Source organism: Acinetobacter sp. 1130196, from assembly GCF_000588095.1.
In the GTDB taxonomy this organism is placed as follows: domain Bacteria; phylum Pseudomonadota; class Gammaproteobacteria; order Pseudomonadales; family Moraxellaceae; genus Acinetobacter; species Acinetobacter nosocomialis.
In genome coordinates, this window is record NZ_JFWX01000016.1 from 58,997 (window position 1) to 85,631 (window position 26,635).

At 39.8% G+C, this 26,635-nt stretch carries 19 protein-coding genes and 1 pseudogene; 10 read left to right on the forward strand and 10 right to left on the reverse strand.

The genetic code is table 11. The features are described 5' to 3' along the window. Positions 1–11: 11 nt before the first annotated feature. Both J671_RS14045 and entS read left to right on the forward strand, forming a co-directional pair. Positions 12–7,163 (forward strand): non-ribosomal peptide synthetase, encoded by a 7,152-nt coding sequence (locus J671_RS14045; RefSeq protein WP_031952544.1) that lies wholly within the window; start codon positions 12–14, stop codon positions 7,161–7,163. Further along, positions 7,160–8,410, forward strand: coding sequence for an enterobactin transporter EntS (gene entS, locus J671_RS14050; RefSeq protein ID WP_004887256.1), 1,251 nt, complete (start codon positions 7,160–7,162; stop codon positions 8,408–8,410). The genes J671_RS14045 and entS overlap by 4 nt, the downstream gene beginning before the upstream one ends. Before the next feature lie 42 nt (positions 8,411–8,452). Here the strand turns inward: entS and J671_RS14055 are convergent, their stop codons facing one another. Beyond that, the gene (locus J671_RS14055; protein ID WP_004887259.1) at positions 8,453–9,184 is read right to left on the reverse strand and encodes a 4'-phosphopantetheinyl transferase family protein; all 732 of its coding nucleotides are present in this window, start codon (positions 9,182–9,184) and stop codon (positions 8,453–8,455) included. A 413-nt stretch (positions 9,185–9,597) separates the two neighbouring features. Between J671_RS14055 and J671_RS14060 the strand changes: the two genes are divergently transcribed. Then, positions 9,598–9,888 (forward strand): hypothetical protein, encoded by a 291-nt coding sequence (locus J671_RS14060; RefSeq protein WP_004887261.1) that lies wholly within the window; start codon positions 9,598–9,600, stop codon positions 9,886–9,888. 2 nt (positions 9,889–9,890) lie between these two features. Then, a complete protein-coding gene (locus J671_RS14065; protein WP_004887263.1) occupies positions 9,891–11,495 on the forward strand; it encodes a PepSY-associated TM helix domain-containing protein in 1,605 nt (534 codons plus the stop codon). Between the two features lie 46 nt (positions 11,496–11,541). On the opposite strand, the gene J671_RS14070 is transcribed toward J671_RS14065, so the two are convergent. The 4 genes from J671_RS14070 to J671_RS14085 all read right to left on the reverse strand — a co-directional run bounded on the left by J671_RS14070 (position 11,542) and on the right by J671_RS14085 (position 14,174). Then, positions 11,542–12,162 (reverse strand): ATP-binding cassette domain-containing protein, encoded by a 621-nt coding sequence (locus tag J671_RS14070; RefSeq protein ID WP_004887264.1) that lies wholly within the window; start codon positions 12,160–12,162, stop codon positions 11,542–11,544. Between the two features lie 4 nt (positions 12,163–12,166). Further along, entirely contained in the window at positions 12,167–12,859 is a 693-nt protein-coding gene (gene modB, locus J671_RS14075; protein WP_000971578.1) for a molybdate ABC transporter permease subunit, read from the reverse strand. Next, positions 12,856–13,641: a molybdate ABC transporter substrate-binding protein gene (gene modA / locus J671_RS14080; RefSeq protein ID WP_006580918.1), complete on the reverse strand. Its 786-nt coding sequence runs from the start codon at positions 13,639–13,641 to the stop codon at positions 12,856–12,858. The genes modB and modA overlap by 4 nt, the downstream gene beginning before the upstream one ends. 182 nt (positions 13,642–13,823) lie before the next feature. Beyond that, a complete protein-coding gene (locus J671_RS14085; protein ID WP_004887268.1) occupies positions 13,824–14,174 on the reverse strand; it encodes a winged helix-turn-helix domain-containing protein in 351 nt (116 codons plus the stop codon). A gap of 222 nt (positions 14,175–14,396) precedes the next feature. Here J671_RS14085 and antA point away from each other — a divergent pair, with 222 nt between their 5' ends. From antA to J671_RS14105, 4 genes and pseudogenes are all read left to right on the forward strand, one after another. Then, entirely contained in the window at positions 14,397–15,812 is a 1,416-nt protein-coding gene (gene antA / locus J671_RS14090) for an anthranilate 1,2-dioxygenase large subunit (protein ID WP_004887269.1), read from the forward strand. 2 nt (positions 15,813–15,814) lie between these two features. Continuing rightward, a pseudogene (gene antB, locus J671_RS14095) lies at positions 15,815–16,305 on the forward strand (anthranilate 1,2-dioxygenase small subunit). Positions 16,306–16,310: 5 nt separating this feature from the next. Next, the gene (antC, locus tag J671_RS14100) at positions 16,311–17,345 is read left to right on the forward strand and encodes an anthranilate 1,2-dioxygenase electron transfer component AntC (protein ID WP_081403907.1); all 1,035 of its coding nucleotides are present in this window, start codon (positions 16,311–16,313) and stop codon (positions 17,343–17,345) included. A gap of 450 nt (positions 17,346–17,795) precedes the next feature. Next, positions 17,796–18,854, forward strand: coding sequence for an AraC family transcriptional regulator (locus J671_RS14105; protein ID WP_004887271.1), 1,059 nt, complete (start codon positions 17,796–17,798; stop codon positions 18,852–18,854). 56 nt (positions 18,855–18,910) lie between these two features. Here the strand turns inward: J671_RS14105 and J671_RS14110 are convergent, their stop codons facing one another. From J671_RS14110 to J671_RS14130, 5 genes are read right to left on the reverse strand one after another with little or no spacing between them, the layout of a single operon-like run. Continuing rightward, positions 18,911–19,858, reverse strand: coding sequence for a SphA family protein (locus tag J671_RS14110; RefSeq protein WP_004887272.1), 948 nt, complete (start codon positions 19,856–19,858; stop codon positions 18,911–18,913). Positions 19,859–19,911: 53 nt separating this feature from the next. Then, the gene (locus J671_RS14115) at positions 19,912–20,442 is read right to left on the reverse strand and encodes a flavin reductase family protein (protein WP_000379652.1); all 531 of its coding nucleotides are present in this window, start codon (positions 20,440–20,442) and stop codon (positions 19,912–19,914) included. 28 nt (positions 20,443–20,470) lie between these two features. Further along, the gene (locus tag J671_RS14120) at positions 20,471–21,709 is read right to left on the reverse strand and encodes a styrene monooxygenase/indole monooxygenase family protein (RefSeq protein WP_004887273.1); all 1,239 of its coding nucleotides are present in this window, start codon (positions 21,707–21,709) and stop codon (positions 20,471–20,473) included. A 43-nt stretch (positions 21,710–21,752) separates the two neighbouring features. Beyond that, complete coding sequence (locus tag J671_RS14125) at positions 21,753–22,538, reverse strand: SDR family oxidoreductase (RefSeq protein ID WP_004887274.1); 786 nt, start codon at positions 22,536–22,538, stop codon at positions 21,753–21,755. 12 nt (positions 22,539–22,550) lie between these two features. Continuing rightward, positions 22,551–23,801 carry a dienelactone hydrolase family protein gene (locus J671_RS14130; RefSeq protein ID WP_004887275.1) on the reverse strand — a complete coding sequence of 417 codons (1,251 nt, stop codon included), beginning with the start codon at positions 23,799–23,801 and terminating at the stop codon, positions 22,551–22,553. A gap of 330 nt (positions 23,802–24,131) precedes the next feature. On the opposite strand from J671_RS14130, the gene J671_RS14135 reads away from it, so the two are divergent. Both J671_RS14135 and J671_RS14145 read left to right on the forward strand, forming a co-directional pair. Then, the gene (locus tag J671_RS14135; RefSeq protein ID WP_031982642.1) at positions 24,132–25,436 is read left to right on the forward strand and encodes an MFS transporter; all 1,305 of its coding nucleotides are present in this window, start codon (positions 24,132–24,134) and stop codon (positions 25,434–25,436) included. A 34-nt stretch (positions 25,437–25,470) separates the two neighbouring features. Beyond that, a protein-coding gene (locus J671_RS14145) for an IS3 family transposase (protein WP_085945698.1) occupies positions 25,471–26,630 on the forward strand; the annotation gives its coding sequence in 2 pieces (ribosomal slippage) (positions 25,471–25,705 and positions 25,705–26,630; 1,161 coding nt in all). Positions 26,631–26,635 lie beyond the last annotated feature (5 nt).

Consider the following 26,635-nt stretch of genomic DNA (forward strand, 5'->3'; position numbering starts at 1 on the left):
GGAGAGCAGCTATGAATCAAGCATTACATAATGAGTTTACCCAAGATCTTTCTGGTCCAACACGTTTTGAGCTGGCTTCTACACAATTGGGGATATTTCTAGCCGACCATTTAAGTTCTATTAACGATCTATATACCATTGCACACTGTCTTGAACTGCCTAAATCAGTTGATCTTTCATTATTTAAACAAGCCATTCAAATCGGTTTAAATGAGGCTGATACCGTTATTGCTTCATATTCATCTGACCCGTCAAAACCTTTTATTGAGCTTAATCATCAGGTCCAAATACAAATAGAGGAGTTTGATTTTTGTCATTTAACACCTAAAAAAGCTCAGCAACGCCTATGGGATTGGATGCCAACCGATCGGTTATGCGCAAAATCACTCAAAGAAACCGATAATCACTTATATCGTCAAGTGTTATTTATTACTCATAATAAAGTGTATTGGTATCAGCGTTATCATCACATCATGCTGGATGGCTTTAGTATGATTAACCTGACAAAACGTATTGTTGATTTGTACCAGCACTTGCAAGCAGGAAAAGCTCTTAACCCTTCGCCTTTTATTGATGTTCAACAGGTTATTCATGAACGTCAAGCTTATGAAAATAGTCATCAATTTAAGCAAGATCAAAATTTCTGGAAGACATATTGCCAAGATTTACCAAGTCCTGTCACTTTAAGTACGCATCATTTAGCATCAAAAACTACTGCACAATTTGTTAAACATCATCTTCGTTTTTCTTCAGGAATTTTAGCCCTGATACAACAGATTGCTTCAAATCTCAAAGTTGGTTTGAATGACATGATGATGTCATTGTCATTACAATATATTAACAAAATGACCGACAAAGCAGAATTGGTTGTCGGTATTCCATTTATGCGCCGTTTAGGTTCAAAAGCAATTCGCTCGACTTTACCCGCGGTAAATGTCTTACCGGTAAAGTTCAGTGTGAGTGAAAAAGACAGTTGGGCGAGCTTAGCGCTGCATGTGCAGGCACAATTGCAACAGATACGTCCACATCAGAAATATGATGCTGAACAAATTTTAAGAGATTTAAATAGTATCGACATTCATGAACGAATGTATGGCCCTATTTTAAACTATAAAGCTTTTGACCAAGATCTGGTGTTGGATGGTGAAAAAGTTAAAACACACCACATTTCTACAGGTCCAATTGATGATTTTGAGTTTTCTTTTATTGTTCAAGATCAAGAACTCATTATAGAACTGCGTGCAGATGCAGAGCGCTATACACAAGATGAGCTCTTTATGCATGGGCAACGTTTAACTCTATTGCTTGAACAAGCGCTGATTCAACCAGAACAACAATGGAATAGTTTTAATATTACCCCACAGCAGGAACTTGCTGCCCTGACTCAAAGTGGTATTGGTCCGCGTATTAGTCATCCTGAACAATATAATAATGTTCTAGATATTTTTTATGAACAAGTTAAAAAGTATCCCGAACGTACGGCAATCGTGAGTGGCGAACGTCCAAATCTTGAGCATCTTAGTTTTGCTGAGCTTGCAGTACGCGTGAATCAATTGACTCGTTTTTTACAAGAAAATGGTGCTAAAAAGCAAAAGGTTATTGCTGGGGCTATTCCTCGTTCGATTGACTCAGTTGTGGTGATGTTATCTGTACTAAACTCTGGTGCGAGTTTTTTGCCTCTAGATTTAGATTATCCAATCGATCGTATGCAAATGATGTGTGAAGATGCCAACCCATTATTTGTATTAACCACTCAAGAACTTGCACAAAAGCTACCGCAAAATATTCCGCAGTTATATCTTGATCATGAAGATGTTCAAATACAAATCCGAAAGCAAGATGCGAGTGATATTCCTGCCGAAAATCGTAAATTTAATTTCCAAGACGTCGCTTATGTAATTTTTACCTCGGGAAGTACGGGCCGTCCTAAAGGTGTAATGAATACACATGGTTCTTTACTTAACCTTATTTTAACACATAAACCAACTATTTATTGGCCTGTATTAGAAGCTGTAAATCAGCGTTTCCCTAACCGTCCACTACGTGCAGCGCATACACACTCTTTCTCGTTTGACTCATCTTGGTTGCAAGTTTTCTGGATGTTATGGGGCCAAGAGCTACATATTTTTGATGAAAATATGCGGCGTGATGCATTTGGTTTAGTGCAAGAGATTCAGCAACGACAAATCGATACACTTGATTTACCGCCATCTTTTTGTGCGCAAATGATGACGAATGGTTTATTTACTGAAAACCAGCATCAACCAACGCTTATTTTAATTGGTGGTGAAGCTGCACCGTTAGCTTTATGGCAACAACTTAATGCTCAGCCTGAACTTTTTGCTCATAACTTATATGGCCCAACGGAATATACGGTTGATACTTTCCGAGCAGAATTAAAACAGACAGCTCGTCCTGTTATCGGTAACCCTATTGGTAATACACAAGCCTATGTACTCGATCGTCATTTACAACGATGCCCGACTGGCGTTATTGGTGAGCTTTATATTTCTGGTTTTGGGATTGCCAACGGTTATTTAGGTCGCGCGGACTTAAGTGCTGCCCGCTTTGTAGCAAATCCATTTGAACATGGACAGCGTATGTACCGTACAGGTGATTTAGTTCGCTGGAATAGCGTGGGTAAACTTGAATTTATGGGACGCTGTGATGACCAGATTAAAATTCGTGGTTATCGTGTGGAGATTGGTGAAGTTGAAAATGCGCTTTCGATTTTAGCCAATGTTGAAAGTGCTGTCGTGATTGCAGAACCGATTAATAATAGTCATCGTTTACTCGGTTATTGTGTAGTCAAAAACATTGAACTTGATGAAAAAACCAGTGAGCAATTAAGTCAGCAATATCTAAGTCAGTTACGTCAAAACTTACCTGAGTACATGGTGCCTTCTGCCCTAACGGTTATGTCCGAATTTCCACGAAATGTAAGCGGCAAAGTCGATAAAAAGGCGCTACCACGTCCTCAAATTCGTGCCCATAGCCGAATGCCCGAAACACCTGAACAGCAACTTCTATGTCAAATTATTGCATCTGTTCTTAAGCTTGATGCTATTGGAATTGATGACGACTTCTTTATGACAGGTGGTGATAGTATTTCTGCGATTATGCTTTGTACTCAATTGCGCCAACGTGGGTACGGCTTAAGACCAAGTGATGTATTCCAATTTAAAACAGTCGCCGCTATAGCACAGCAACTCACCCGACTAGATGAGCAACAAGCAGCCATTTCAAAACCGTTATTTTCAGCTGAACTAGAACAAAAGGTTCAAGAAAAATATGGTAAAAACAGCACCATTTTACCTTTGCTTCCTTTGCAAAAAGGCATGCTGTTCTTGTCTCAAGTTGAAAAACAATCGAATTATAATGCTTTTACTCGTCTTAGCTTAAATGGAGACATTGATCCGGTACGTTTGCAGCAAGCGTTGATTACTGTATTAAAACGTCATCCTCAACTAGGTGGACATTTTGATAGCGAATTAGCTGAAGAACCTGTTTTTATTTATTCATTACACCCTACTCAAGCTTGGCCAGTTCAGTTTTGTTCAGTCACTCCCGATCTGCTTGAGCAAAGCATTCAAGAAGTCTTACAGCAGCCGATTCACCTTGACCAACCTTATGGCCTGATTCGGGCGACTTTAATTCAACATGCTCCTGAACAGTCAGAACTATTGATTATGGTGCATCATCTGTTAACAGATGGCTGGTCAACTCCACTATTTTTACATGATTTTATTAAGGCCTATCAGCAAGTTAACCAGCCATTGCCTGCACTTGAACATAGTTATGAAAAGGTCATTAAAGCCTTATCTGTACGTGACCATGAAATATCAAAAGTGATATGGCAACGTGATTTAGCTGATTTGCAGCCACTTATTTTATTTAATCAACCACAGAAAGCTGTACAGGAAACTTCATATCGTTTAAGTGCTGAGTTGGGTGCAAAACTTCAGCACAAATTACGCCAGCAAGGCATCACGCTTAATGTCTTCATGCAAATGATTTGGGCAATAACCTTAAATATTTATGCTCATCGTGAAGATATTGTATTTGGTACACCTGTTTCTGGGCGTTCAGCACCTATTAATGGTTTAGAACAGCAAATCGGATTATTTTTAAATACAATTCCAGTGCGTGTGAAGCTCAACATGCAGCAATCACTTTGGGAACAATTACCTCATTTACAGCAATTGCATGTTGAGCATTTAGAACATGATGGTTTAGGCCTACACGGTATTCAACAGTTAATAGCTCAAGGCAATCTTTTTGATAGTTTGCTAGTTGTAGAAAACTACCCAGATAGCCAATATTTACAGCAAAAACTTGGTAATGCTGCAATTTCAAAGCTCACAAATCGCGGTTATAGTCACTATCCACTTGCGTTACTGGTCATCCCTGATCATCAAATTGAGCTGTTGCTCGAACAGCGTGGTGTAATTGATCAGCCTGAGCATTTTCTTGAGCGAATGGTTCAATTAATTGAAATCGCATTAAATGAACCGGAGACTTGTCTAGGTCACTATTGCTTACAACTTGCTGGGGAGCGTGATTTAATCCAGAAAGTTAATCAAACTCAACATGAAGTTCCTCCAACAACCTTACAGCAATTACTCAGAGAACAAGCTCGAAATACTCCCGACAAAACAGCGTTATGTGATGAACATCATCAGCTCAGTTTTAGTGACGTACGTTTTCAAGTTTGTGCTTTAGCTCAGCAATTACAAAAAATGGGCGTGCAGGCTGGAGACATAGTTGCCGTTGCCCTGCCAAGATCAATCAAACTCAGTATTGCTATTTTAGCGGTGATTGAAGCAGGTGCAGCTTATTTACCTATTGATTTACAACATCCGTCTGAGCGCATCAAATTTATGTTGCAGGATGCCAAATCTAAACTTGTGATTGGTGAACAAAAAGATCTAGCTGCTATTGCCCATCCATCAATAGCTACCTTTGCTTTTAATGATTTATTTGATGAAACAAAGGTTGATTTAAGTAGTTATAAAACGACAGTTATTACCCCACAACATCCAGCATATTTAATCTATACATCGGGTACAACAGGCCAACCCAAAGGTGTCATGGTTTCTCACCACGCCATTGTGAACCGTATTTTATGGATGCAATCAGAATATCCACTGTCAGCCAACGATACGATTTTGCAAAAAACGCCATGCACTTTTGATGTCTCTGTATGGGAATTTTTCTGGTCGTACTTAGTAGGTGCACGATTGGTTATGGCACCTGTAGATGCACACCGTGATCCATTGGCATTATTAAGCCTTATTCAAAAATATCAGATAACGACATTACATTTTGTACCTTCAATGCTGGCTGTTTTTGAAAATGCTGCCACCGAAATTTTGTCATCTGCTCAGCTCCAAAGTTTGCCAATCCGCCGAGTATTCTGTAGTGGTGAGGCATTACCAACGGCTTTAGCAAAATCATTTACCGAGCACTTTAGCTGTGAGTTGCATAACTTATATGGCCCAACAGAAGCTGCGGTAGATGTGAGTTATATGGATGCAACACTGGGATTACACCCAGAAGAAAGTAGCGTTGCAATTGGCTATCCAGTCTGGAATACCCAGCTTTATATCTTGGATCAATACTTACGCCCTGTTCCTGTTGGAGTAGATGGTGAGCTTTATCTGGCAGGCCACCAACTGGCTATGGGTTATTTACATCGAGCGGACTTAACAGCAACACGTTTTGTGGCAAACCCATTTGCAGCAGGTCAACGCATGTACCGCACTGGTGATATTGCCCGTTGGCATGCAGACGGCAGTATTCAATATGTGGGCCGTGCTGACGACCAGTTAAAAATACGTGGGCAGCGTATTGAACTGGGTGAAATTGAACAGCAATTGTGCTTAATCAGCAGCCTTGATGTAGTTGTACATCCTATTTCTTCTGAACAAAATAAAGCTGATGTTCAGTTGGTTGCTTACTTGCAAACAACAGCACCTGTGGATATTGAGAAGTTAAAGAAACAATTAGCGAAACAGCTTCCAGCTTATATGGTGCCTACACACTATGTGCTAGTTGAGAAATTCCCATTAAGTCATAATGGGAAGCTAGATCGTAAAGCACTGCCGCAACCAAAAATTAATCCTACAAATACAGAAAAACAGTACGCCACCACTGCTTTTGAACACGAACTGACACGTATTTTCCAGCAAGTTTTAAATACGGATCAAAATATTGGTGTGAATGAAGATTTCTTTGCCCTTGGTGGACATTCTATTTTAGTAATGAAGCTTGCAATTGAAATCCGAAAGGTATTTAAGCGGACCATTCCAATAGGTCAGTTGATGAGTCATGTCACAATTCAACGTTTGGCGGCTTTACTTCTTACACAAGAACGTTTGGCAGAAGTCGAACAAACTGGCATGCAACCCATTTTACCGATCCGTTCTGGCTCTGCGCATCCATTGTTCTGTTTTTACCCAGGTTCTGGTTCCGCATGGCAATATACGGTATTGAACCGTTATCTACATCCTGATTTACCAATTATTGGGTTGCAGTCACCTCGCCCAGATGGCTTATTGGCAAATAGTACAGATATGGATGAGCTGGTTGAAAAACAACTTGAGATTATTCGCAAGCAACAACCAACAGGCCCATATACTTTATTAGGTTATTCACTTGGCGGTACGGTGGCTTATGCGGTTGCAGCGAAGTTAATTGAACAAGGTGAAAAAGTTGATTATCTCGGCTTATTAGACACTTACCCTGCTGAAATTCATCAGTGGTTAGATTTGTCAGTAGAGGAAATGAATGCTGAAGCTGAACAAGAGCAGCTTCAATTCTTTAATGATATTTTAGCCGATGCAGATACGGCATTAAGTGAAGAAACACGGCGTTTACAAGAGGATATTTTCGCAAACTATCGCGATGCCGTCCGTTTATTAAAACCTTATAAAATGCCACATTTTGATGGTGAACTACATTTAGTTGTCGCTGAAAAAGACTTGCTACCCTATATCCAACCAGAACAACAATGGTCACCCTTAGTTAAAAAACTCAATATTGTTCGACTAAGCGAAGCAGACCATACTGATATATTGTCACCGCAGCAGCTTGAAACACTTGGCCCGATTTTAAACCGCATGATCTGTCAGGCACGCGGTTTAGAGGAGCACACGCCATGAGCTTCAAATCTATATTGACCGATTTTACTCTTTTAAAACGTAATGCTCATTTCCGACATGTATTTATTGCCCGCACATTGTCATTGTTAACCATTGGCATGTTGGTCGTGGCTATTCCAAAACAAGTCTATGAAATTACGGGTAGTTCGTTAAATGTTGCAGTTGCTATGGCTTTTGAAGGCATCGCCATGTTTATTGGTATATTACTTGGTGGCTTACTTTCAGACCGCAAAGATCGAAAATGGCTGATTCTATTAGCACGTGGTGTGTGTGGTTTAGGTTTTGCTGGTCTCGCCATCAATGCCATGTTTGAGCACCCTTCACTCTATGCCATTTATTTTCTATCCGCATGGGATGGTTTCTTTGGTGCACTGGGTGTAACTGCAATGATGGCAATCATGCCTGTGATTGTAGGGCGTGAAAATATCGTACAAGCTCGTGCGATTAGTATGGTATCCGTACGTCTTGCAACCGTGATTTCACCAGCAATCGGCGGTATTTTAATTGCTGCTAGTGGTGTCGCAACTGTGTATTGGGTCTCAACGGTTGGTACTTTACTTACTGTATTTTTATTGATGGGATTGCCTGCACTTAAACCGCAACATACATCAAATGGTGAAAGTCCTCTTCGACAATTAGCTCAAGGGTTCAAGTTTGTTTTTAAAAATAAAGTGGTCGGTAGCACCATTTTAATTGGAACATTGCTTAGTTTTAGCAGTGCTATTCGAATTATTTTTCCACAAATGGCAGATGAAATTTTCCACGGCGGTGCATTTGAACTCGGACTTATGTATTCAGCTGTTCCTTTAGGTTCAACCTTGGGTGCCTTACTCAGTGGATGGACAACACGTTTACTCAGACCCGGCTTAGTCATGCTCTATACCTGCTTAGGTGTTTTTGGTTGTATGATTATGATTGGGCTCTCTCCTTGGTTACTGGTGACCTTGCCCATTTTATGTTTGTTCGGATATTTGATGTCGATTGCGAACTTGCTTCAATACAGCATTGTGCAAGGACATACACCTGATGAATATTTAGGACGCATTAATGCTATCTGGCTTGCACAAGATGCTTTAGGGGATTCAATTGCCACAACAACTTTAGGCCTTTTAACTCGGTTTTTACCAATATCAGGAAGTATTCTCTTCTTTGGGATAGTAAGTTTTGCGGTAGGATTTATGTTCTTATTCCATTCTCAAGATATGCGTGAAACCGGATTTCAAGATCCTAAACTACAAGAAAATTAAAATCTAAATAAAAAAGAAGGCAATGCGTTGCCTTCTTTTTCTTTAAACAGAATAGCTTGCTTGATAAACCCAAGTCATAACACAGTCTTGTTCTACAACCCATCCCCCTTGATATTGTTCTAAAAGTTGATAACGCTGTTGAGTTTCTAATGTAAAAGCTAACGTTAATGTTTGATTGTCAAAATTAATATCAACAATAGATGCCTCTAGGAAATCAATATATTGCTTTGCTGTGGAATAAACTGCTTTATATAGGCTTTCTTTTACAGAGAAAATTAAGCTTACGTATCGGGAAAAATCAAAAAACTTAGTCGCCTTACAGCTCCATAAATCAAGCTCAGATGGCGCTAAAATAAGGTGTGCACTTTCTTTTGCAAATTCTGAAGTTACCCAGTGCTCGATATCAACTCCCAAATAAATCGCGTTATTTGATAGCCCAACAATTAACTTATTTTGTGAATGACTAATACTACCCAAAATATGATTTGGCCAAATGGGCAAATGTTCATACATAGAAGTTATTGGCTGATTCAAACTGAAATGATGATTTAAAACAGCCTGTGCTAAGACCCTACCACATAAGTACTCATTTTTACGCTCGATACGCGCTTGAGCAATTTTTAGGGGATGCTCTAACTGTTGATCTATATGCAAATGCTGTGTTTTTGATAAGTCTACCCCATAACAGAATAGCCCCGATGTGAAAAAAATAGAGCTCGAAATTTCATAAATTGATTTGCTGAGTTGTTCAGGAATATATAGATAATGACTCACTGTATTTGGCTTCAAAATAAATACTTTTAATATGTTCTCTCTTATCTTAACTTACGAGCCGCAATTTAATAAATAATTATACTTATCATTTGATAATAATTATTATTTACTTATACTGTTGGGTAAATTTTGACTTTAATTTACTTATAAACATCGATTATGAAACTTATAGGACTTTTTTTGACCCTGTTAGGAGCGGTCAGTATCTATTGTAGTCATAGCAATCAAAATCTGTTGTCTCACCATCTTCCAGCTCTATTTAAGTATTTGGGTCTAGTACTGTTGAGTGTTGGATTGATTGCACTCTTTGCGAGCTTACCAAAAGTTGTTGCTGCTTTCTGCTGGTTCATGCTCATCATTTTTGCATGGTCGTTTCTTCCCTTTATAGCGCTTTTTAAACGGAAATTGGTTTCATGAAAGCTAAAATTCAGTCTCCTATCCAGCCAGACTGGTGGAGTAAAACTTTTGCTGGCGGGGTTTTAGGACTAAGTCTTTCCATCGCGGTTGGCAATTTAGTAGTTCTATTAGGTCGTCCTTATGTTGCCATGGATTTATTAGTGCAATTGGGAATGTGGAGTGTGCCTTGGGTTTGGATGCCTATTATGTTTGCCAGTTATTTTTTTACGACCGGACAAAAAGCACTGATCTATTTATCCATTGCGAATGCCCTAGCGTATAGCTGTATTTTCGTATTGCGGGGTTAAACATGAAAGTACGTTCAGACATTATGAAATTAGCAAAAAGCATGCATACTTGGGTGGGTGTATGTGCAGGGATTTTGCTTTTTATCTGTTTCTTTGCTGGTGGGCTTAGCATGTTTCAGCACCACATTAGTAAGTGGGCTACGCCAACGCAGCAAGTTTTACCTAAAGTTTCCCCCAACCAATATAATGAGCTTATTCAAAAAGTTCAGGCTACCTATCCTGCTGCACAAAAGAACTTCACACTAAATTTATCGTCTAATGAATTTCACTACGCGCCTATTACGTGGAGTGAACATGAACGTGGAGATGGCTTTAATACTGCTCAGTCTACGTGGATGGCAAGCTTAGACGATAAAGGTCAGTTAATCGTTGCTCAGGAAAACTTATCTAAAGCAGGCTGGCTAATCGAACAGTTGCATGAAACAGCAGGCATACCCGGCATGGCAGGTCATCACGGATTAGGACTTTACGTGATGGGCGTGGTTTCGATTTTATATTTTCTTGCTTTACTTTCAGGAGTGATTATTCTTTTACCAACTTTGGTGAAGGATTACTTTGTCATCCGTCCTGGTAAAAATAAAAAGCGTTTTTGGTTAGATGCACATAACGTGATTGGAATTACGAGCTTACCTTTTCACATCATTATTAGCATTAGCGTTATTGTCTTTGCTTTTCATGACTTTTTTTACGATGCGATTGGTCAGCTGGCACTCAAAGGACAGCCAGTTTTTCAGCGTTCTCCCCCTGCGCTTATTCAACCTAAACAAACACAAATAGATGTGCAGCAAATATTAGCTCAAACAAAAAAAGTAGCACCTGAATATTCAGTTGACTATATCCAGTTCAGTAACCTCGATAAACCTGAAAAAGCCAATGCACGTATAGCCTTGTATAGCCCCGATCAGATGTTACGTGGCGCAAATCAAGACTTTATGCGTATGAACCCCTATGCCGTTGAGCACTTTAACCATAAAGGTATTAATACTCAGACTGATGGAGGTAATAAGTTAATCAATGCCATGTTTAGCCTACATTTTGGAAGTTTTGGGGGTACGGGCGTACGTTGGATTTATTTTGTGTTAGGTGTCGGTGGCGCTTTCCTATTTTACACAGGGAACATTCTTTGGGTTGAAACTCGTGCACGTAAACAAAAGCGTGCTGAAGACTCTGTTCCTGTTCAACGTAAAGATGTGGTGTTCCTCGCGAACTTAACTATAGGTGCATGTTTAGGGTGTGTTCTAGCTGTCGTAGGCACAATGTTAGCTAGTCGTTGGCTTTTCGCTACACTCAACATTGAAAGTATAAATCACGTCTTCATGTATGGTTATTATGCGATTTTCCTACTGACTTTGATTTATACCTTTGTGATTGGCTACGCAAAAGCTTTACCACAACTGCTCTTAACCTTGGTTTTTGTGTTATTTGCGATTCCACTTACATCTCTTTTAGCCTACTTCATTCCCCAAAGTGGCTTATGGGTCCATGGAGGAGAAATCTTAGTAGTTGATTTCTTAGCTGTCATTTTTGCGTTCGCTTTCTGGCGTTTTTATCAACAAGCCCAAGATCGCCGAAAATCTGCTCCAACGGGCAGTTTATGGGCTAGCTAACAACCATAAATCAACATGGCTGAAATAATGTGTGAAATATGAAAAATTATAAAACCCACATTGTTTCGGTCAGTTGTTTAATTTCTTGAATATCATGACTTACATAAATCATCGGAATTTTTATTTCCTCTTTTACCTTCTGAAAAAAAGGAATAATTTCAGCTTTATGATTCGCATCTAATGCTGATAACGGCTCATCTAGTAGTAACAGCTTAGGTGAATATAACAATGCTCGACCCAGTGCCACGCGCTGTTTTTCCCCTCCTGAGAGTTTGATAGGCATACGTTGTAATAAGTGCCCTAACTTTAATAATTCAATAATGTAATCTGCTTCAAAGTGACGTTCTTGTTGGGAAAGATGCTTAAGACCAAATAATAAATTTTGCTTTACCGTTTTATGCGGAAAAAGCTGAGCATCTTGAAAAACCAATCCAACATGCCGCTTTTGCGTGCTCAAGTTAATTTTTTGACCTGAATCAAACCATGTTTGGCCCTGTATTTTAATGATTCCACTACGCGGAGTGTTCAGCCCTGCAATGGCATGTAAAATGGACGTTTTACCTGAACCCGATGCACCAAATAGCCCAATAACAGAAGCATCGGACTGGAAACTAGGCTCAATATGAAATTGACCCATGTGTAGCTGGAAACGGCAATCAATCAACATAATCTTACCGCCCTAAGCGCTTCTTTTGATAACGATGAAACCACTGTGCAAACCATAGTGCTAAAAAAGCCACGCTTAACGATAAAACAATAAGTCGTTGAATAGCGGCCTCGGTATCGGGTTGTTGCATTAAGCTATACATGGCTAGAGGCAAAGTCCGTGTTTCATTTGAAATATTACCAACAAAAGTAATAGTGGCTCCAAACTCACCTAGACTCCGGCAAAAGCACAAAATAGCACCAATTAAAATACCACTGCTGGCAAGTGGCAATGTGACATGGAAAAATGCCCCTAAAGATGAGGCACCTAATGTCTTTGCTGCCATTTCTAAACGCTGATCGACCAGCTCAATTGCTAGTCGAATCGATTGTACCAACAGCGGAAAACCCATTACTGCGGAAGCAAGAACGGCGCCTTTCCAGTTAAATGCAAAATCAATTCCGAGTGGAGCTAAATATTGCCCAATAATCCCGCGGCTCCCAAAAACTTGTAAAAGCAAATAACCAGGCACCACTGGCGGTAATACCAAAGGTAAAAACACCAATGTTTCAATGAATGACTTACCCCAAAAGTCTTTACGTGCTAGAAACCATCCCACACAAATTGCAGGAATAATACTGACAACAAGACAACTTGCTGCCACCTTACAAGAAAGTTGCAGCACGCTGAGTTCTTCTGGGGTTAAAGAGAACATCATGGTTTAACTGGAGCTAGCACACTAAAGCCATATTTTTTAAAGACAGCTTTGGCTTGGTTGCTTTGTAAAAATTGATAGAACTTTGTTGAATTTGGAGTCTTTTTAACTATCCCTATAGGGTAAGTAATTGGCGAATGTGTATTTTCTGGAAATACGCCAGCTACAGTCACATCTTTGCTAATCGCTGCATCGGTTGCATAGACAATCCCAACCTGACATTCACCACGCGCAACAAAATTTAATGCCGCTCGAACATCTTCTGTTTCAACTAACTTCGGCTCAATACGACTCCACCAACCTAAATTGATAAAAGCTTGTTTAGCATATTTGCCTACAGGCACACTTTTGGTATCTCCTGTACAAATCTTGCCTGTGAACACTTTATTGGGATCAGTGGTTTTATCTAATTTTATATTTAATGGTCTTCCTTTAGGTGTAATTAAAACCAAACGGTTACCTAATAAATTTATACGGTCATTTGCTGCAACTTGTTTTTTGTTTTGTAGATAATCCATCCACTGTGTATCTGCTGAAATAAAAATATCTGCGGGCGCACCTGCTTCAATTTGCTTAGCTAAGGTCGATGAGCCTGCATATGAAGTCTTAATTTCTACTTTATTCTGTTTTTCGTAAATTTTTTCTAAGTCTGCAATCGCATTCGTTAAGCTCGCTGCTGCATAAACGGTAACTGATTCAGCCTTGGCTGAAATATTAAAGATCCCTCCTATGCTGAGGATTGAACAAGCTAAAGCTAATTTTTTTATCTTTGTATTACTTACCATTATGTTTTACCTTTTTTGTCGTTTTTTGCAGCGATATATACCCAAGAATATAGCGATAAGCATAGACGATGAAAAGTAGAAATTATTTATAAAGATGGATATTTTTTCTGAGCAATTGAAAACTATTAGTAGATAAAACTGATTCGCGCTTAAATTCTTTGATTTATAAAGAATTCCTAATCTTATTTCTTTAAATAGCTACTCATAATTTGATAATCATATTCTAAGGCTTGTCGAGCATTGATTTCCATTTGGCGGTAATGCTCTAAGACTTTGTGGCCCAAAGCTGTAACAGCTGCCCCACCACCATGTGTTCCACCCGTTTGTGTTTCCACTAACGCTGTTTCAAAGCATTGATTCATGGTGTCGACCAACTGCCATGCACGGCGGTAGCTCATGTTCATAGATTTTGCTGCCTGTGAGATTGACCCCGTTTTCTCAATTGCTTCAAGTAAGTCTGCCTTACCCGGACCAAATGCAATATTTTGCTCTAAAAGAATTCTAATTTGTAATTTTAAATTTTTTTCTTTCATAGACTTAGTTCACAAAGTTTCATTTTTATGCTGCTTAACATTATAGGGAACTTTAATAGGTTAAAACACATACAAATTTAAATCTCTACTCTTTCTTCAAAAGAATTCGATTAAAGAATCAAAACTGCACAAAGTGGATAAAGATCTGGAAAAAACGGATAGAGAGCAACGCTTAATCGCGGTTCAATCAGTTAAAAGCTGATTGATTGGAGGATTGAGTAAATGACCTCATCTAATTTAAAACAATGGAATGATTTTATAGATGGATGTATCGACTTCCGTCCTAACGATGGTGTGTTTCGTATTGCACGCGACATGTTTACCGAGCCAGAACTATTTGACTTGGAAATGGAGTTTATTTTTGAAAAAGTTTGGATTTACGCATGTCACGAAAGTGAAATTCCAAACAATCATGATTTCCTAACCGTTCAAATTGGCCGCCAACCGATTATTGTAAGCCGTGATGGTAAAGGCGAACTACATGCCATGGTCAATGCTTGTGAACACCGCGGTGCGACCTTAACACGCGTTGCTAAAGGCAATCAATCTACATTTACCTGCCCATTCCATGCATGGTGTTATAAGTCAGATGGTCGCTTGGTTAAGGTAAAAGCGCCTAGTGAGTACTGTGAAGATTTTGATAAATCAAGCCGTGGTTTAAAACAAGGCCGTATTGCCAGCTATCGTGGATTTGTATTTGTCAGTCTTGATACTCAAGCAACAGATTCACTAGAAGACTTTTTGGGCGATGCAAAACTGTTCCTTGATTTAATGGTTAACCAGTCCCCAACAGGTGAACTCGAAGTATTACAAGGTAAGTCATCTTATACCTTTGCAGGTAACTGGAAGCTACAAAATGAAAATGGCTTAGATGGCTACCATGTCAGCACTGTTCACTATAACTATGTCTCTACAGTCCAACACCGTCAGCAAGTCAATGCATCAAAAGGTGCGGAACTCGACACGCTCGACTATAGCAAGTTGGGTGCGGGTGACTCAGAAACTGACGATGGCTGGTTTAGTTTCAAAAATGGTCATAGTGTTTTATTTAGTGACATGCCAAACCCAACAGTTCGTCCGGGCTACAGCACGGTTATGCCATATATGGTCGAAAAATATGGCGAAAAATATGCTGAATGGGCAATGCATCGTTTAAGAAACTTGAACTTGTACCCTAGTCTATTTTTTATGGACCAGATTAGCTCACAACTTCGTATTGTTCGTCCTGTGGCATGGAATAAAACCGAAGTCATTAGTCAATGTATTGGGGTTAAAGGTGAATCTGCAGAAGCACGCCGTAACCGTATTCGCCAGTTTGAAGATTTCTTTAATGTATCGGGCCTTGGTACACCAGACGATTTAGTTGAATTCCGTGAGCAACAAAAAGGTTTCCAAGCACGACTTGAACGTTGGAGCGATATTTCACGTGGTTGTCAGTCTTGGGAATATGGTACGACCAAAAACTCACAAGATTTAGGCATTCAACCCGTTATTACTGGCCGTGAATTTACCCATGAAGGACTCTATGTAAATCAACATGGACACTGGCAACGTCTCATGCTGGACGGCTTAAATAAAAAAGCCTTGAAAATGCAGGATATTACTTTTGAAAATAATGCCGTAATGGATGAGGTGTAACCATGTCACAAGAACTACATTTTGCTGTATCTCAGTTTTTGTACAAAAAGGCAGAGCTTTGTGATGCTTATGACTGGGATGCCTACCTAGAGCTTTACGATGAAGATAGTGAATATCATATTCCACAGTGGATTGATGACCATAACTATGTTCAAGATCCAAATCAGGGCTTGTCTTATATCTATTATGCGGACCGTACAGGCCTTGAAGACCGTGTATTCCGTATTCGTACCGGAAAAGCAGCATCTGCAACACCGTTACCACGTACTTTGCACAGCATAAACAATATTCGAGTTAAAACACTGGAAGATGGTCTTATCGAAGCAAAAGTTGCATGGCAAACGCTTTATAACCGTCAAGGTTTAGAAGGCTGTTTTTACGGACATGCCACTTATCTTTTACGTCAAACCGCTGATGGTTTCCTATTCGTCGTCAGCACAGCATTTTGCTGAATGACAAAATTGATTCCGTTTTAGACTTTTATCACGTTTAAGGGGAATGAAAATGGGACATTCAGTTGCACTTAACTTTGCCGATGGCAAAACCTTTTTTATTTCGGTAAATAAAGACGAATTGTTGCTTGATGCAGCAGTTCGTCAGGGAATTACCCTGCCGTTAGACTGCCGTGAAGGTGTTTGTGGTACCTGTCAGGGACAGTGTGAAACTGGTATTTATGAACAAGAATATGTCGATGAAGATGCATTAAGTGAACGTGATTTGGCCGAGCGAAAAATGTTAGCTTGCCAGACCCGTGTAAAATCCGATGCAGCTTTTTATTTCGATCATGATTCTGCTATCTGTAACGCTGGTGATACCTTAAAAATTGAAACCAAAGTGACTGCGGTTGAGCTGGTTTCTGAAACGACAGCAATCTTACATCTTGATGCGAGCAGTCATGCTGAACAACTTCAGTTTTTGCCAGGTCAATACGCTCGTTTGCAAATTCCAGATACTGAAGATTGGCGCTCTTATTCTTTTGCAAACAGACCAAACGCAACCAATCAATTGCAATTTCTCATTCGTCTGTTGCCAGACGGTGTGATGAGTAATTACTTACGTGACCGTTGTCAGGTTGGACAGACCCTACTCATCGAAGCGCCACTTGGTAGTTTCTATTTACGTGAAGTACAGCGACCACTTGTTTTTGTGGCGGGTGGAACAGGTTTATCAGCTTTCTTGGGAATGCTTGATAACTTGGTTGAGCAACCTAACTCACCTGCCGTTCAGTTGTACTACGGCGTAAATAGTGAAACCGACTTGTGTGAACAACAGCGTTTACATGCCTATGCTGAACAGCTACCCAACTTTAGTTATCACCCGATTGTGACTAAGGCAACGGAAACTTGGCAAGGTAAAGCAGGCTATATCCATGAGCACTTAAATAAAGATCAACTGGCCGAGCAGGCTTTTGATATGTATTTATGTGGCCCACCACCAATGATTGAAGCCGTTAAAAATTGGTTAGATGAGCAATCTTTGCAAAACTACCGTATTTACAGCGAGAAATTTTTACAGAGCAATACATCACGTTAAAGTATAAATAATTTAAAAACCACTGAAACCTGAAATGATTCAATATACTCTGCAAGGGGTATATTGAATTTTTGCATTTAAACTAAAAATTCCTATATATCAACAATATAAAATAATGAATTCCGACAAAATAAATTGACCAGTTCGCTCGGATTTGCTATAAATTTTGATAGATCTTAAGGAATAAGATCATGATGAGATTAAGTTAAAGTACCTTTTATATCCCCCTATTCTATTTCTCGAATATATTAAATTGATGGATAAAATTCGACTTAAAAATTTGAGAAAATCATATTAATTAGCGGTTAAATTGGTCTGTATTTTGCTTATATCTCATTGTATTTTACGCGTAACTTAATTTTTTTAAGTGCCGTATTTACTTGATGTAAAGCGAAGTTTTAAAGCTTTTGTAACACAGGTAAATACAGGAGTGAGCCAAAAGGGATATATATGAACCAAGCCAACTCCCATGAACTCAATGGACGTCATTTTCAAAATGAGTCTATCTTTACTGATCATAATTTGGTGTTCGATCACCACGATTTAAGCGAAACCTGCCGAAATGTAGGCCAAATTTTTAAACCGCATGATCTTAAAGTCTCTCATCAGAAGCGAGATTTTAGTGCAACTATGCACCATGTTAAAACAGGCGCATTGTCTATTAGCCGCTTGGAATATGGCGCAGATGTCATTATTGAACCAGATCATCTGGATAACTTTTACTTAATTCAAATTCCAACTCAAGGCTACGCAGAAATCGAGTTTGGTTCGCAAAAGTTTATTTCTTATTCTCAAGTTGCTTCTCTTATTTCACCTCAGCAATCTTTGCGTATGCGCTGGCATGCGAACTCACCCCAGCTCATTCTAAAAGTTTCAAAGGATGATTTTACTTACCATTGCCGACAACATATTGCCGATTCAGAAAATAACTTACTTATTTTTGACCCAAAATTAGATTTTTCTACCCAAGGTGGAGCCTATTTTTTGCAACTTGTTAGAACCTTAATGGATGCTTTAGCATGTGATCAGCACCCGCTTCATCATCCATTAGCCTTTAAACAGTTTGAGTCAAATTTATTTAATGCGCTCATTTATGGTCAGCCCAACAATGCATTACATAAGCTTGATCATTATAAAGAAAAAACCGTTTCTCCTTATTTCGTGAAACGTACAGAAGCCTACATTAAAGAACATTTGCATGAGCCGCTCAATGTCGAGATTTTAGCTGAACATGCAGGCGTGAGTGTAAGAACCCTATTTACTGGTTTTAAAAACTATTTGGGGACCACCCCAATGTCTTATTTAAAAGAATTACGCTTTGAACAAGCTCATTTAGAACTCATGCATAATGAAAATCTATCGGTTACTGACGTTGCATTTAAATGGGGATTTACTCACTTGGGTCGTTTTTCTCAAGAATATAAACGCCGTTATGGTGAGTTACCTTCGTCTACTCGCCGTTCTGGTCACAGTGAAGGTTCAGGCTTAATTACTTCAATTTTTTCTTAAACTAAAATAGATAAAAGCCTTTTATATTTGTTGATATAAAAGGCTTTTTTTATGATTTAAAAATGATGGACATAACGAACTTGTAGTCGCGTACCTTCTGGTCGGTTTTCAGCATCTTGCTCAAAATATGCATTTGCAACCAAGTGATCATTTTTAGAAAAACTATACATCGCACCGGGACCAATTGCCCAAACTTGTTCACGTCGACCTTTGACTTTTTCACCATCGACTTCGGTATCTGTAACTTGTTTTAGCCAATAGCCATTGAGCCCTAAACGGAACTGTTCGGTAATGGCATAGTCTGTTGCGAAGTTTGCATGAATTGCTTGCCCTGCCTGCATATCATTTGCTCCAGCAAACGCATAGCTTGGGTCATCATTTTTAAAGTTATAGAGATAATGGATACGTGTTGAAGCTGTCCATTTTGGATTAAACCAATATGTGGCAGCCCAATAAGGGTCAAATGAAACAGCGTTATTACCTGGATTAATATCTTTTTGCTGGTCGTATTCGCCAGTAGGTAAATTCACCTGAAACTCAAAACGATGTACAAACTTCGGTCCTTGTGCGCCCATGACTGGATCGAACTGAATAAAAGGCCCAATCATAATGTCCCCAAAGCCACTTTGGGCTTTAATTGCCGCATTATTCAAGCCATCATCCATGTCCATTTTACTGACAAAAGGAATCAGAAAATTTATGCCTAGACTGGCTTTATCTTTTACTCGGATATTCGATAAATAACTAATCTGCTCAACCAGTACTTGATAATTTAAATCTGTTTTAGGTAAACCGAGTTTTTGTCCATTGGCATCGACCAGTTTATTGCTATCGTAATTTTGAAAATAGGTTTGAGCATACCAACCGGGTCCTGCGGGTAATCCACCATCGAGAAAGCTGGTCATACCTAAGTTTACGGTCGGTAAATCATAGGCATGTGCAGCCAAAGGCACACCCAACAATGTCCCTGCTAAAAAGCCATGTTTAATTAAAGTGCTTTTCATCTTCTTATTTCCTATAAAAAAATCACGACCGGATTGATCGTGATTGTGGTGAATTAATGGGCTAATTCTGGATGCTCAGCAGCAATCCGATACTTTCCTGCGTGAAATACCAATGGTTCACCTTGGCGTTGTTGGTATTGTTCAATTTGACCAATAAAAATCAGGTGATCTCCGCCTTCATACTGATTTACATTGCGACAAACCAAGGTTGCGAGTGCATCAGTCAAAATTGGAACGCCAGCATTGCATTGTTGATGAGCAATGCCTGCAAATTTGTCTTCGGCACCTCGAGCAAAATGCCCCGAAAGCTGATGATGCTCTTGTGCCAACATGTGAATGGCAAAATATTCAGCTTCAACAAAATCAGGCAAACTTGGCGCCGTTTTTGAAAGGCTCCACAAAATTAATGGTGGGTCTAAAGACAGTGAGGAAAATGAATTGGCGGTCATACCTATTTTCCGGCCATCTTTGCCACGAGTTGTAATCACGGTAACACCAGTTGCAAACTGACCAAGCAAATTACGAATTTCTCTTGGGTTTTCGGCATTAATCGCTTGTAAAGCTAAAGTTTCAATTGTGTCCATTTTTAAATCTCCCTTTGATATTTTGACCTTAAGCGACTTTTGCTGCGGTTTTTGAGGCCAAGAATGCCTGAGCCTGATCTGCATCAAACCACCACGGGGCAAAAGAGCGCGGGTCATCAAAGTTATTGGCCATAATTGAAGCAATGCTCTGGTTTTGGCTTGCAGCTGCTAGGAGTTCAACGACATGAGGCTCTGGTGGTAATAACAAGCTATTGGTCCAAGCCACGACTTTTTCTGCATAAGCCCAATAGCGTTCAAAAGTTTGAAGCATCCATTGTTCGCTAAAGCTTTGATTATCATTGGCTAAAATGGCATCAAAATAGATCTTGCTACACTTAGCCGCATTGTTTGAGCCTTGACCGGTAATTGGATCATTGACCACTAAGGCATCTGCCATACCAAAAATCTTTTTGCCAGACGGTAAGGTTAAAACGGGCTTACGTACCGTCGGCGGGAAACGCCCTGCCAAATAACCGCCAGCATCAGTTAATTCAACATTTGCGCAGCGTTCATATTCCCAAGGCACAAATTTCTTGAGTAAGTTCAGACTACATTGCAGGTGCTGTTCTGGTGTTTTCACATCTTGCCAACAGTCCATTGGCCCATTTGGAATACCTTCAAATACCATAATGTCGCAAGGCCCATTGATGGTTAGTGCCGGAAATGAAAAGTACTCACCGACTTCGGGAATAATGTTAAAAGTCACACGTGAATAAGGTGAAATTGGCTTCATGTTTTTGACGTAGGTCAATGCCAAAGCGCGCTGCGGTTTATCGAAAACACTTCGTGCATCATCACGCTCAAACTGTTTAACAACTTCACCTTTACCAGCCGCGAGTAATACAAGCTCGTAGTCGTTTGCGAGTTGTTCTAACTCTTGTATTCCAACATCCTGAATCACCAATTGACCGCCACGGCGTTCAAATTCTTCCATCCAATATGGCATTTTGACGCGTTGATCGACCGATTGAGCGTAGCGCTCAAGACGAGCACTCCATTCAAATGCTTTACCACCATTTTCAGGATTAACTAAAGCTAGCCCAATGCCTTCTACGGCTGGACATTGTTCTTCCCAAAAATTTAAACCTAAATCACGTTCAGTTTGTAAAGCAGTATGAAACATACATTGGCTTGACATGACTTTACCTTGACGGATTTCATCGGCAGTTCGGTTGGTGATCATGGTTACATCGTAACCTGTATCTAATAACCCCAAACCAAGCTGTAAACCAGACTGTCCTGCTCCAACAATTGCAATACGGCGCATAATCTTCTCCATAATTTTCTAAATGTGCTTTTAAAACGCTGTGCTATTCGGCTAAACGCGGAATAGCGGGCTGTGATCCTTCAGGGCCCATTACTGAATAGCCACCGTCGACTGCGTAATCTGCTCCGGTCACAAAGCTCGCAGCGGGTGACAATAAAAACAAAACAACATTGGCGACTTCTTCGGGATGACCCAATCGGCCTAGCAAGTGATAATCGGCTGCAACGCTATCGGCTTTTTCACGGTTATTGCCGCTGACTTCTGCAATGACTCGTGACCATGTCCAACCCGGAGAAACTGAATTGACGCGAATACCATCGGCAGCAAAATCCATTGCCATACTTTGTGTGAGTTGACGTATCGCGGCCTTAGAAACCGGATATAACCAGCGTCCTGTTTGTGCCACTTTGGCCGAAATGGAAGTAAAGTTAACGATTGAACCTTGCTGTTCTTTTAGGTCATTGTATAAAGCACGGCTCAGCTCAACTGTAGAGATCAAATTAATATCGAGTGCTTGTAACCAGTCCTGACGTGAAGATTTAAAACCATCATCTAAGTAGGTACATGCTAAATTCACCAAGTAACTCACTTCACCTAAATGTTGATGAATATCTGCCACAGCTTGTTGAATAGCCGCATCACTAGTTAAATCGGTTTGAATAAACATCACATCATGGTTAAAGCTTTCGGCAATCGCCTTACCTTTTGCATCAATATCTAAAATAGCGACATGAGCACCTGCACTGACTAAGGCTTGCACAACAGCTTTACCAATGAGTGTTGCACCGCCACTCACCACAGCGACTTTTCCTATTAAATTTATATTCATTGCAGATCCTCCTTAATTGACTAGCTTGCCTTCACTACTTGACCAAGATGGCATCAAAGTATTGGACGGAAGATCTTCATCAAGAAGTTTTCGTGCTGTCTCGACACCTGCAACGGGTAAGCCTGTTGGGTCTAATAAACCAATTTGAACAAGTACAGATGCTTGGTCCCAGTAAATATGCTCATGACACAGCTTTGAACCTCTGAACTGAATTACACCTAACATTGGTATTTCGACATATTTACCAGTTGGTTTTACACCCGGTAATAACCAGTCAATTTCAGCGTCGTGGGTAAAGCTCATAATGAATTCGTCTACCACTTGCGTTGAGCCAACCGTACGAGAGATTGAAGTAATCTTCATATCTTTTGGGTTTTGATGAACAAAGTGATATTGATAAAAACGAGCAAGCTGGCTTTGGCCTACACCGCCAGTCAAGGTTGGGATATGGTTGACATAAGGTTCTGCAACCATTGTTGCCATGGTTGCTGGGACGTCACGCGTATCGAACTCATGACGAATATGCTCTTCCCATAGTGCAACTAGGTCATATTTCGGCCCAATTATTTCATGTAGAGCTGTTACTGTACGCTCGTGAGCGAAGCGTGCTGAAGGTTTGTGGTAATGGTTGCTTTTTGGTCGTGCAAAGGCATGATCAACGCCTTCGTAAACATAAGCTTGTACATTTGAATATTGGTTAGCTGCATCGACAATCGCTTGTCTCACATCTGGCGGTGTAAATTGGTCCAGTTCTGCAATATGTAAAACCAAACGTCCTTTTACGTTAGCTAACTCATCTAACGCTTTTTCAATGCCTACACCGTAATAACCTACGGCACATGCCACATCAGAAAGTCTGCAGCCTGCCAAATAAGCTAGCTTTCCACCTAAACAATAGCCCACTACGCCGAGACCTGTAGAGATATCACATTCTGGTCGTGTCTTTAGAAAAGCTAAGCTGTCTTGAATATCTTCAACACCAAGGTTTTCGTCATATTGTTGATAAAGTTCAAAAGCTTTTTGAAAATCATCTGGTGTATAACCGAGTTCAATATTAGGTGATATACGCCAAAATAGATCAGGAACCAAAACGGTATAGCCTTCTTCTGCAAGAAAATCTGCCTTTTCCCGCATTGCTGCATTCACCCCAAAGATTTCCTGACAAAGCACCACACCAGGTCCTTTTCCTGTTTCTGGTGTCGCTAGATATGCACTGAACTGCTTTCCAGATGCAGTTTGAATTTGAATGGTTTGCCCAGCCATAGTGTCAACTCCTGACATTGTTATGGCTTTATCTTCTATCTGAAAATTTTTTTAGACTGTCCAAAAGCTGCAAGCATTATCCAATCTCTGCGCAATTATCAAAATCAAACAAACTGGATAGAAAAATTAAAAATAAGAAACACCTATATTTCAAATGATTAAATTAAAAAATGAAATGAATGCTTTTTATCTCATTTGGAAAAAATGGATGAATATTCGGACTTATTGGATAGTGAATATTGGTTAAAAATAATTCAATTAAAGACTCAGGTTTTGTAACGAATACATTGAATTACTCAGGGAATTAAATAATTTTAAGAAGGAATACATATGAAAACGATAGATGCAAACACGATTATCAATCGCGAAAAACTGTCTCCACTACAGTGGATAGTTTTTATCCTAGGCTTTTGTGTCTTTTTCTGTGATGGTCTAGATACAGGAATTATTGGTTTTGTTGCACCGGCATTATTGGATGATTGGGGAATTACCAAGCCTCAACTTGCTCCCGTTTTAAGTGCTGCTTTAGTCGGTATGTCAATTGGTGCAATCATTTCTGGCCCCTTAGCCGATAAATTTGGCCGTAAAGGTGTTATTGTTTTTACAAGCCTTTTGTTCTCAATATTTACGATTTTGTGTGGCTTTGCTAATTCAACTCAAGACTTAATGATTTATCGCTTTATTACTGGCGTAGGTTTAGGCGCAGCTATGCCAAACATTAGTACCATTGTCTCAGAATATATGCCTGTAAAACGTAAAGCATTTCTCACAGGGCTTGCTGGCTGTGGATTTATGCTGGGTATTTCTTGTGGCGGTGTGTTATCAGCTTATCTGTTAGAAAGCTATGGCTGGGCCAAAGTGATTATTATTGGCGGAAGTATTCCCCTAATTTTAGTGGTTGCTTTATTACTTAAATTACCTGAATCAACTCAATACTTAATTACACGTCATCAACAAGATAAAGCACAGCGTATTTTAGAAAATATTCAAGGCCATTCCTTCCAAGAGCCAGTAAAACTTATTTTAGCTCAAGCAGAAAATCCTTCAGATGAAAATCCGGTTAAAGTGGTTTTAGGAAAATACCTGTGGAGTTCAAGCATGCTTTGGATCTGCTGTTTTACCAGTCTTTTGGTGTTCTATCTTTTAACAAGCTGGATGCCAACAATTTTAAAAACAGCAGGTTTCAATACCCAACAGTTTAGTTTAATTGCTGCGATTTTCCCTTTTGGTGGTGTAATTGGCGCAACCATTATGGGATGGTACATGGATAAACTGAACCCAACTACAGTGATTAAATATTCATATCTCATCGCTTTCAGCCTATTTATTGTTGCTGGTCTAGTGAGCTCAAATATTTTCTTATTAGGCCTTACTATCTTCTTAATTGGTGCATTACTGGCTGGTGCACAGTCTTCATTACTGCCACTTGCAGCTATGTTCTACCCAGCGGTATGCCGCGCGGTTGGTGTTTCATGGATGCATGGTATTGGTCGTATTGGTGCAATTTTAGGTGCTTTCTTTGGCTCACTCATTTTCACCTTTAACTTAAGTTTAAGCGGTATTTTCTTTATTCTCGCTTTACCAACTTTCATCTCATTGATCCTAGCCAAAATAATGGACAGTACTTCCCTCTAAAGATAACGTAACGTTAACTTTGGAGATCCAAGAAATGGCCAAACGTTTTAGTGCTGAATTTAAACAGCAAGCAATTGATTATGCACTTTCAAACTCACACGAGCCTATAGCTGCAATCGCCCAGAAATTAGGTGTGGGTTATTCAACTTTAGACAAATGGATTCGTGAAACCAATCCAGTGGGTTCAAGCAAACGTCAACTTTCACCAGAACAACAGCGGATCTTGGAATTAGAGAAAGAAGTCAAACAGCTCAAGGAAGCCAATGACATCTTAAAAAAAGCGCATGTGTACTTTCTAACAGATCATGCCAAGAAAAGTACACGGTAATTCAAGATCTAGATATGAATGAAGTCACGGTATCTTCTGCCTGTAAATACCTAGGTGTCAGCACTTCAGGCTATTATGCCTGGCGAAAACGTCAGGCCAATACGGTAGAGAAATATAATGATTTAAAAGCCGTATATTGGCAGCATCATGCACGATTGGGTGCACCTTCATTGGTACATGACATGCATGATTTAGGTTACAGCATGAGTGAACGCACTGTTGGAAGAATGCTGAAAAATCTGGGTTTACGCAGCAGGATTGCGCGTAAATACAAGCATACGACTGATTCAAACCATCGTTTGCCTACAGCACCCAATCTGTTAGAGCGTCAATTTACAGTCATTCAGCCTAACAAGGTTTGGACAACGGATATTACCTATATCCGTACCAAGCAAGGTTGGCTGTATTTATGTGTGATGCTGGATCTATTTAGTCGTCGTATCGTGGGGTGGCAAACCAGCCATCGAATAGACCGCCAGTTGGTGTGTGATACGTTTAACTATGCAATGGCTCGTCAGGGGTATCCAACTGGGGTTATGGTTCATTCGGACCAAGGTTCACAGTACTGTAGTCGTGATTTTAGAGCGCTGTTACTGACAAATGATTGTACTCAGAGTATGTCTAGACGTGGAAACTGTTGGGATAATGCAGTGACTGAAAGCTTCTTTCATACATTGAAAGGTCATGTGGTCCATGGCAGTGTGTTTGCCACTCGAAAAGAAGCGAATGCTGTCTTGTTTGACTATATTGAGATTTATTACAATCGGGTCAGAAGACATTCTGCAAATGGCTGGTTAAGCCCTGAAGCCTTTGAGAAGAAATATTTTAAGAATTTAGAGGGATTTGTTGTCCACGATACTGTCTAGGATCA

Bases quoted from the DNA above. Each gene is read 5' to 3' on its own strand.
- J671_RS14085 (WP_004887268.1), bottom strand. From the start codon at position 14,174: ATGAAAGAAAAAAATTTAAAATTACAAATTAGAATTCTTTTAGAGCAA.
- J671_RS14105 (WP_004887271.1), top strand. From the start codon at position 17,796: ATGAACCAAGCCAACTCCCATGAACTCAATGGACGTCATTTTCAAAAT.
- antA (WP_004887269.1), top strand. From the start codon at position 14,397: ATGACCTCATCTAATTTAAAACAATGGAATGATTTTATAGATGGATGT.
- modB (WP_000971578.1), bottom strand. From the start codon at position 12,859: ATGATGTTCTCTTTAACCCCAGAAGAACTCAGCGTGCTGCAACTTTCT.
- antC (WP_081403907.1), top strand. From the start codon at position 16,311: ATGAAAATGGGACATTCAGTTGCACTTAACTTTGCCGATGGCAAAACC.
- J671_RS14125 (WP_004887274.1), bottom strand. From the start codon at position 22,538: ATGAATATAAATTTAATAGGAAAAGTCGCTGTGGTGAGTGGCGGTGCA.
- J671_RS14135 (WP_031982642.1), top strand. From the start codon at position 24,132: ATGAAAACGATAGATGCAAACACGATTATCAATCGCGAAAAACTGTCT.
- modA (WP_006580918.1), bottom strand. From the start codon at position 13,641: ATGGTAAGTAATACAAAGATAAAAAAATTAGCTTTAGCTTGTTCAATC.
- entS (WP_004887256.1), top strand. From the start codon at position 7,160: ATGAGCTTCAAATCTATATTGACCGATTTTACTCTTTTAAAACGTAAT.
- J671_RS14060 (WP_004887261.1), top strand. From the start codon at position 9,598: ATGAAAGCTAAAATTCAGTCTCCTATCCAGCCAGACTGGTGGAGTAAA.
- J671_RS14065 (WP_004887263.1), top strand. From the start codon at position 9,891: ATGAAAGTACGTTCAGACATTATGAAATTAGCAAAAAGCATGCATACT.
- J671_RS14070 (WP_004887264.1), bottom strand. From the start codon at position 12,162: ATGTTGATTGATTGCCGTTTCCAGCTACACATGGGTCAATTTCATATT.
- J671_RS14130 (WP_004887275.1), bottom strand. From the start codon at position 23,801: ATGGCTGGGCAAACCATTCAAATTCAAACTGCATCTGGAAAGCAGTTC.
- J671_RS14120 (WP_004887273.1), bottom strand. From the start codon at position 21,709: ATGCGCCGTATTGCAATTGTTGGAGCAGGACAGTCTGGTTTACAGCTT.
- J671_RS14115 (WP_000379652.1), bottom strand. From the start codon at position 20,442: ATGGACACAATTGAAACTTTAGCTTTACAAGCGATTAATGCCGAAAAC.
- J671_RS14110 (WP_004887272.1), bottom strand. From the start codon at position 19,858: ATGAAAAGCACTTTAATTAAACATGGCTTTTTAGCAGGGACATTGTTG.
- J671_RS14045 (WP_031952544.1), top strand. From the start codon at position 12: ATGAATCAAGCATTACATAATGAGTTTACCCAAGATCTTTCTGGTCCA.